This is a genomic window from Pseudomonas sp. Sample_22, from assembly GCF_004307635.1.
In the GTDB taxonomy this organism is placed as follows: domain Bacteria; phylum Pseudomonadota; class Gammaproteobacteria; order Pseudomonadales; family Pseudomonadaceae; genus Aquipseudomonas.
Map to the genome: position 1 here is coordinate 21,128 of NZ_RCNY01000004.1, position 6,389 is coordinate 27,516.

Annotated in this window: 6 protein-coding genes; 4 read left to right on the top strand and 2 right to left on the bottom strand. The window is 55.5% G+C overall.

What is annotated here, in order from left to right:
* The first annotated feature begins 191 nt into the window (after window positions 1-191).
* Window positions 192-1,073: an EamA family transporter RarD gene (rarD, locus tag D8U73_RS00080; protein ID WP_130903391.1), complete on the top strand. Its 882-nt coding sequence runs from the start codon at window positions 192-194 to the stop codon at window positions 1,071-1,073.
* Window positions 1,074-1,199: 126 nt separating this feature from the next.
* On the opposite strand, the gene hppD is transcribed toward rarD, so the two are convergent.
* Window positions 1,200-2,276 carry a 4-hydroxyphenylpyruvate dioxygenase gene (gene hppD, locus D8U73_RS00085; RefSeq protein ID WP_056852758.1) on the bottom strand — a complete coding sequence of 359 codons (1,077 nt, stop codon included), beginning with the start codon at window positions 2,274-2,276 and terminating at the stop codon, window positions 1,200-1,202.
* A 485-nt stretch (window positions 2,277-2,761) separates the two neighbouring features.
* Between hppD and D8U73_RS00090 the strand changes: the two genes are divergently transcribed.
* Both D8U73_RS00090 and D8U73_RS00095 read left to right on the top strand, forming a co-directional pair.
* Window positions 2,762-4,294 carry an EAL domain-containing protein gene (locus tag D8U73_RS00090; protein WP_130903392.1) on the top strand — a complete coding sequence of 511 codons (1,533 nt, stop codon included), beginning with the start codon at window positions 2,762-2,764 and terminating at the stop codon, window positions 4,292-4,294.
* Between the two features lie 233 nt (window positions 4,295-4,527).
* Window positions 4,528-4,893 carry a histone-like nucleoid-structuring protein, MvaT/MvaU family gene (locus D8U73_RS00095; RefSeq protein ID WP_056852760.1) on the top strand — a complete coding sequence of 122 codons (366 nt, stop codon included), beginning with the start codon at window positions 4,528-4,530 and terminating at the stop codon, window positions 4,891-4,893.
* 173 nt (window positions 4,894-5,066) lie between these two features.
* On the opposite strand, the gene D8U73_RS00100 is transcribed toward D8U73_RS00095, so the two are convergent.
* Entirely contained in the window at window positions 5,067-5,591 is a 525-nt protein-coding gene (locus tag D8U73_RS00100; protein ID WP_130903461.1) for a DUF4946 domain-containing protein, read from the bottom strand.
* 144 nt (window positions 5,592-5,735) lie between these two features.
* Between D8U73_RS00100 and gloA the strand changes: the two genes are divergently transcribed.
* Window positions 5,736-6,257, top strand: coding sequence for a lactoylglutathione lyase (gene gloA / locus D8U73_RS00105; protein ID WP_130903393.1), 522 nt, complete (start codon window positions 5,736-5,738; stop codon window positions 6,255-6,257).
* Window positions 6,258-6,389 lie beyond the last annotated feature (132 nt).

Sequence of the window (6,389 nt, forward strand, 5' to 3'; positions counted from 1 at the left end):
ATATGTACCCTGTGGGAGCTGGCTTGCCAGCGATAGCGGTCTATCAGTCAACCTCGGCTTTGAATGTGCAACCGCCATCGCTGGCAAGCCAGCTCCCACAGGTCAAGTATTGATTGGTTGGTCAGTATTGGGCTCAAAAACCACGTATCCTCTGCGCCCGGTTCAATCACTCAAAATCACGCGAGGACAGTTTGTCTAAAGGTATCGCTTTATCGGTTTCAGCCTCGGTGCTGTTTGCCGTCATGTATTACTACACATCGCTGCTCACGCCCTTGAGCGGCGTGGAAATTTTCGGCTGGCGCATGCTGCTGACCGTGCCGTGCATGACTGTGTTCATGCTGGTGTCAGGCGAATGGCGGCGTGTGCTCGACCTGTTGCGTCGCCTCGGTGCGCAACCGAAATTGATCGCCGGCTTGCTGCTGTCGTCGGCGCTGCTGGGCGTGCAACTCTGGTTGTTCATGTGGGCGCCGCTCAACGGCTACAGCCTCGATGTGTCGCTGGGCTATTTCCTGTTGCCGCTGGCCATGGTGCTGACCGGGCGCATCGCTTACGGCGAACGCCTGTCGTACCTGCAAAAAGTCGCGGTGTTTTTCGCCAGCCTTGGCGTGATCAATGAGCTGTATCAGGTCGGTGGTTTTTCCTGGGCCACGCTGCTGGTGGTCGTCGGCTACCCGCTGTATTTCGTGCTGCGCAAATGGCTGAATGCCGACAACCTGGGCGGACTCTGGCTGGACATGACCTTGATGCTGCCGATCGCTTGGTGGTTCGTGCACGGTGGCGAGCAAGGCTTCGGTGTGTTCGATCAGCACCCGGCGCTGACCTGGCTGATCCCGCTGCTGGGTCTGATCAGTGCTTCGGCGCTGGTGGTTTATATAATCGCCAGTCGCTTGCTGCCGTTCAGCCTGTTTGGTTTGTTGAGTTACGTCGAACCGGTGCTATTGCTGGGTGTGGCGTTGTTGCTGGGGGAAAGCATCAAGCCGACCGAATGGCTGACGTATATCCCGATCTGGCTGGCGGTACTGGTGTTGGTGTTTGAAGGGTTCAAACATCTGGTCCGGCAGCGCAGACCTTAAAACCACCAAAAAACAAATGTGGGAGTGAGCCTGCTCGCGATGGCGGTGTGTCAGTCAACATTGATGTTGAATGTACAACCGAAATCGCGAGCAGGCTCACTCCCACAGTTTTATCGACGCAATGGTTTAGTCAGTGGAAAGCACACCACGACGAACCTGGTCACGTTCGATGGATTCGAACAACGCCTTGAAGTTGCCTTCGCCGAAACCGTCATCACCTTTGCGCTGGATGAACTCGAAGAACACCGGCCCCATCAGGGTTTCCGAGAAGATCTGCAACAGCAGGCGCTTGTCACCCGACTCGGACGAGCCGTCCAGCAGAATGCCCCGCGCTTGCAGTTCGCCCACCGGCTCGCCGTGGTTCGGCAGACGGCCTTCGAGCATTTCGTAGTAAGTATCTGGCGGCGCGGTCATGAAGCGCATGCCGATGCTTTTCAGGTGATCCCAGGTCTTGATCAGGTCATCGGACAGGAACGCAACGTGCTGGATGCCCTCGCCGTTGAACTGCATCAGGAACTCTTCGATCTGCCCGGCACCCTTGGACGACTCTTCGTTCAGCGGGATGCGGATCATGCCGTCCGGCGCGGTCATGGCCTTGGACGTCAGGCCGGTGTATTCGCCCTTGATGTCGAAGTAACGGATCTCGCGGAAGTTGAACAGCTTCTCATAGAAGTTCGCCCAGTAGGCCATGCGACCGCGATACACGTTGTGGGTCAGGTGGTCGATGATCTTCAGGCCGGCACCCACTGGATGACGGTCGACACCTTCGAGGAACACGAAGTCGATGTCGTAGATCGAGCTGCCTTCACCGAAACGGTCGATCAAGTACAGCGGCGCGCCGCCAATGCCTTTGATCGCCGGCAGGTTCAGCTCCATCGGACCGGTTTCGATGTGGATCGGCTGGGCGCCGAGTTCCAGGGCACGCTTGTAGGCTTTTTGCGAATCCTTGACGCGGAACGCCATGCCGCACACCGACGGGCCGTGTTCGGCCGCGAAGTACGAAGCAACGCTGTTGGGTTCGTTGTTGAGAATCAGGTTGATCGCGCCCTGGCGATACAGGTGCACGTCTTTGGAACGGTGGGTCGCAACCTTGGTGAAGCCCATGATCTCGAAGATCGGCTCCAGGGTGTTCGGGGTCGGCGATGCGAGCTCGATGAATTCAAAGCCCATCAGGCCCATCGGGTTTTCGTATAAATCTGCCATGGTCGGCGCCTCATCATGCTTTTAGAAATTAACCACTGTTAGTTGCTAGCAATGCTGAGACCGGTGGGTGGCGCGCAGGAGATACCCCGCACGCTGCGGGCGAGGAAATCACCGTAGATCAATTGAAACCCAAATATCTTCATTGTCGACCCAAGGCTGGTGCGGGCGAGGCTTCTGCTGCCAGAAGACGATTATTCTTGTATGCGTAACCTGATTCTACACAGCGTAACTGAGTTTGTCCGCCCTCTGTATAAAATCCGCCTTTTTCACCGGCGTGCAAGCGGTTTGTTGCACCAACAAGGTTGACTTGGCGTTGCTGGACCGACGCAGGCAGCGCCGGCTCAAACTGGCCGAACGACTTTATTGCCGCCGAACGGCATAATGGCGCCATGCGAACTATCATGGCTCGTACCTGAACTCTTTTTGGGAGGCGATTCGCCCTGCCAGCATTTGAGAGCTCCATTTCATCGCTACAGGTTTCGCGAATGCCATTAAAAGTCAGACGCCGCAAACGCAGCCTCAAGGTTGCAGTCACCTTGTTCAGTGGATTACTTCCGGTAGTGCTCGGCCTGGTCATCCTTTATATGCAGGCCGAACGTGCACTTGTGCAAAGTGCGCAGGAAACCGCCGAAGAGGCCATTCGACAATTTGAACTGATGCTCGACAACACCGCTCAAGCGGCACGCGAGTTGTTGCCCTTGGCCGGGCAACGTTGCGCAGACGTCAAACTCGCCCTGCGCGAACAAGTAACCCGTCGGCCCTTCGTACGCTCGACCAACCTGACGTGGGATAACACTATTTATTGCAGCTCCCTGTTTGGCGACTATCACGAAATAATTTCAACGGGCGATTTTGCCGGCGGCCAATTGATACTGATGAAGGGTAACCCGGTCACACCCGATACCGCCCTGCTGATCTATCGCCTTGAGGACGGAAAACGCGGTGCGCTGTCGACGCTGGATGGTTACCATCTGAGTAACGTGCTGCGCCTGATTGGTCGTCAGACGTTGCTGGTGCTGCAAGTAGGAAACAACTGGCTAAGTGCCAATGGCCAGTTTCACCATGGCCCCCTGCCCGACTTCCCGGTCGCCCAAAGCACACTTAAATCCTCACGCTATGATTTCAGCGTCGCGGCAGGCTTTCCGGAAGGTGAAACCTGGCGTTACATGACCAGTGAATACCCGCCGTTGTTCAGCCTGCTGATTTTTTTCGGGGTCATTTCCGGTGCGATCGGCCACATACTGCAAAAGCGCTCGAGGTCACCCACCCACGAAATGCAACGGGCGCTGGAAGCCGCGGAGTTCGTGCCTTATTTTCAGGCGGTCGTGCATGGCGACAGCAAGAAACTCTCGGGCATCGAAGTACTGATGCGCTGGAATCATCCACAAGAAGGGCTGGTGCGCCCGGATCTGTTCATTCCTTTCGCTGAACACTCGGGACTGATCGTGCCGATGACTCGCTCTTTGATGAGGCAAACCGCGACGTTGCTCGGCCCGCTATCCAGCACCTTCACCGAACCCTTTCATATCGGAATCAACATCACGGCCAGCCATTGCCAGAATCTTGACCTGATAGAGGATTGCCGTGAGTTCCTCAAAGCCTTCGCACCCGGTTCCATTCATCTGGTGCTGGAGTTGACGGAGCGCGAACTGATCGAACCCACCGCCCTCGCCCACCAACTGTTCGAACAGCTGCACGAACTTGGCGTAATGATCGCCATCGATGACTTTGGCACCGGACATTCCAGCCTGGGCTACCTGCGCGAATTCAATGTCGACTTTCTGAAAATCGACCAAAGCTTTGTCGCAATGATCGGCATTGACACCCCCTCCAGCCATATTCTCGACGCCATCATTCAACTTGCGGGCAAGCTCGATCTTGCAATGGTTGCAGAAGGTGTAGAAACCCAAGAGCAAAGTGATTACCTGACCGCTCATAACGTTAACTTTCAGCAAGGCTATCTGTTCGGCCGACCGCTGCCTGGCGCGGAATTCATTAGTGCATTAAGTGGTCATTAACCCTTGGCCTTATGCGATGAGACGGTCAACGGGTACACAATTTGATTCAAAAGACTACTCTTGTTACATGAAGAAAAAGACATGATTTACTCTTGGCCAATTAACTACTACAATTTTTCATGCCTGCGGTAATTTCGCAGGTGCGCCATTTATCACCGAGTCGCTTCAAGGCTCTTGGCTTATAGCTTTGTTTGCGGTTGGTATCAGCCAAACACACTATTGGAGTAAAGATATTGTCCAGACTCGCTGAATTCCGTGCAGCCGAAAAGGCCCTTCAAGAACAGCTCAAGCAGCTTGAGTCCCTGAAGAACGATGCCGGGCTCAAGAAGGAAATCGAATTCGAAGAAAAGCTCCAGGGGCTGATGAAAACCTACGGCAAGAGCCTGCGCGACATCATCGCCATCCTCGATCCGAACCCGGGCAAGTCCGGCCTGCAACAGGCTGCCGCACCTAAAACCCGCCGCGCTCGCGTGGTCAAGGTTTATCAGAACCCGCACACCGGCGAGCTGATTGAAACCAAGGGCGGCAACCATCGCGGCCTGAAAGCCTGGAAGGAACAATACGGCGCTTCCACCGTTGACTCCTGGCTGCGCGGCTAAATTTGCGCCGTAAAAAAAGCCCTGCCAATGCAGGGCTTTTTCATGAATACCATCTAAATGCAACGAAGTGCGTCGATCAACTCGCTACTTGCCGACTAACTTTAGGCTTAATCCCATTGGGCATCTAAAGTACTTCATCCTTGCGCAAAGCCTGCAGCCACTAAAGTCTTTGGCTAAAGTTTCAAGCCGTTGCGCACCGCCTCTATTTCATCCTGACTTGTTTTGTAAGCCTCGGCCTGCCCCGCGTAGGAAAGAACATAGGCCTTATCGCCGTCAACGGCAGCTACCAAAGTTTGAGAAAGCACATGACGACCGTTTTGCGTGATGGTGCAGGTAGATTCCAATGCCGATAAACGGCTCAACGTTGTCGGATGTATGCGATTGCAAACACTTTGATAGCCGCTTTGAAAGAAGTCTTTCTGCACCGACTTGCGCATCTCCAGCAACACGCCCTCCAGGTTTACTTGGTGCCCGCTTTCCACCCGTGTCATGGTCAACTCCATCACCATGACTGGCGTCCCGCCGTGATCGTTTTTCACCGCGCGCTGGCGAGAAACGCCTGGCGCAGCCGTCCCTTGCTCGATCGCTTCGACCTGCCAACCAGCGGGCCAGGGCATGACCGGCGCTTCAGCATCCGCACTGGCAACCCCACACCACATGCCAATCAAAATGAGTACCGATGTGCCGATTCGAATCATTGCCATGAACACTCGCAGGATGAGCGGTGAAGTCTGAGCCTCGACCGACTGTCAGGCAATAGCCGACGCTTTGGGTTTGGTGATGTCGCATCCCTTGCGTATCATTGTCGCCAATCGTCAGCCCCACTTATTTCCGGAGGGCCCATGAGCCTGCAAGAACTGAACACCTTCCCCGGTGTTACCGCACAACCTGACACCGCCACGCAAAAATTCGTGTTCAACCACACCATGTTGCGGGTCAAGGACATCACCAAGTCCCTGGACTTCTACACGCGCATCCTGGGTTTCACGCTGGTAGAAAAACGCGATTTCCCGGAAGCCGAATTCAGCCTGTACTTCCTCGCGCTGGTCGATAAGGCGCAGATTCCTGCCGACGCCGCTGCACGCACCGAGTGGATGAAGTCGATCCCTGGCATCCTCGAACTGACTCACAACCACGGCACCGAAAACGACCCGGACTTTGCCTATCACAACGGCAACACTGATCCGCGCGGGTTCGGCCACATCTGTATCTCGGTACCGGATATCGTCGCCGCGTGCGAGCGTTTCGAAGCACTGGGCTGCGATTTCCAGAAACGTTTGACCGATGGCCGCATGAAGAGCCTGGCGTTCATCAAGGACCCGGATGCCTACTGGGTCGAGATCATTCAGCCGGCACCGCTGTAAAAAAGTTTGCTGCCACTGATCGTTCCCACGCTCTGCGTGGTAACGCCTCCTGTGACGCTCTGCGTCACGCTTTTGGGGACGCGGAGCGTCCTGGGCTGCATTCCCACGCAGAGCGTGGGAACGATCATGTAA

Bases quoted from the DNA above. Each gene is read 5' to 3' on its own strand.
- hppD (WP_056852758.1), bottom strand. From the start codon at position 2,276: ATGGCAGATTTATACGAAAACCCGATGGGCCTGATGGGCTTTGAATTC.
- D8U73_RS00090 (WP_130903392.1), top strand. From the start codon at position 2,762: ATGCCATTAAAAGTCAGACGCCGCAAACGCAGCCTCAAGGTTGCAGTC.
- D8U73_RS00100 (WP_130903461.1), bottom strand. From the start codon at position 5,591: ATGATTCGAATCGGCACATCGGTACTCATTTTGATTGGCATGTGGTGT.
- gloA (WP_130903393.1), top strand. From the start codon at position 5,736: ATGAGCCTGCAAGAACTGAACACCTTCCCCGGTGTTACCGCACAACCT.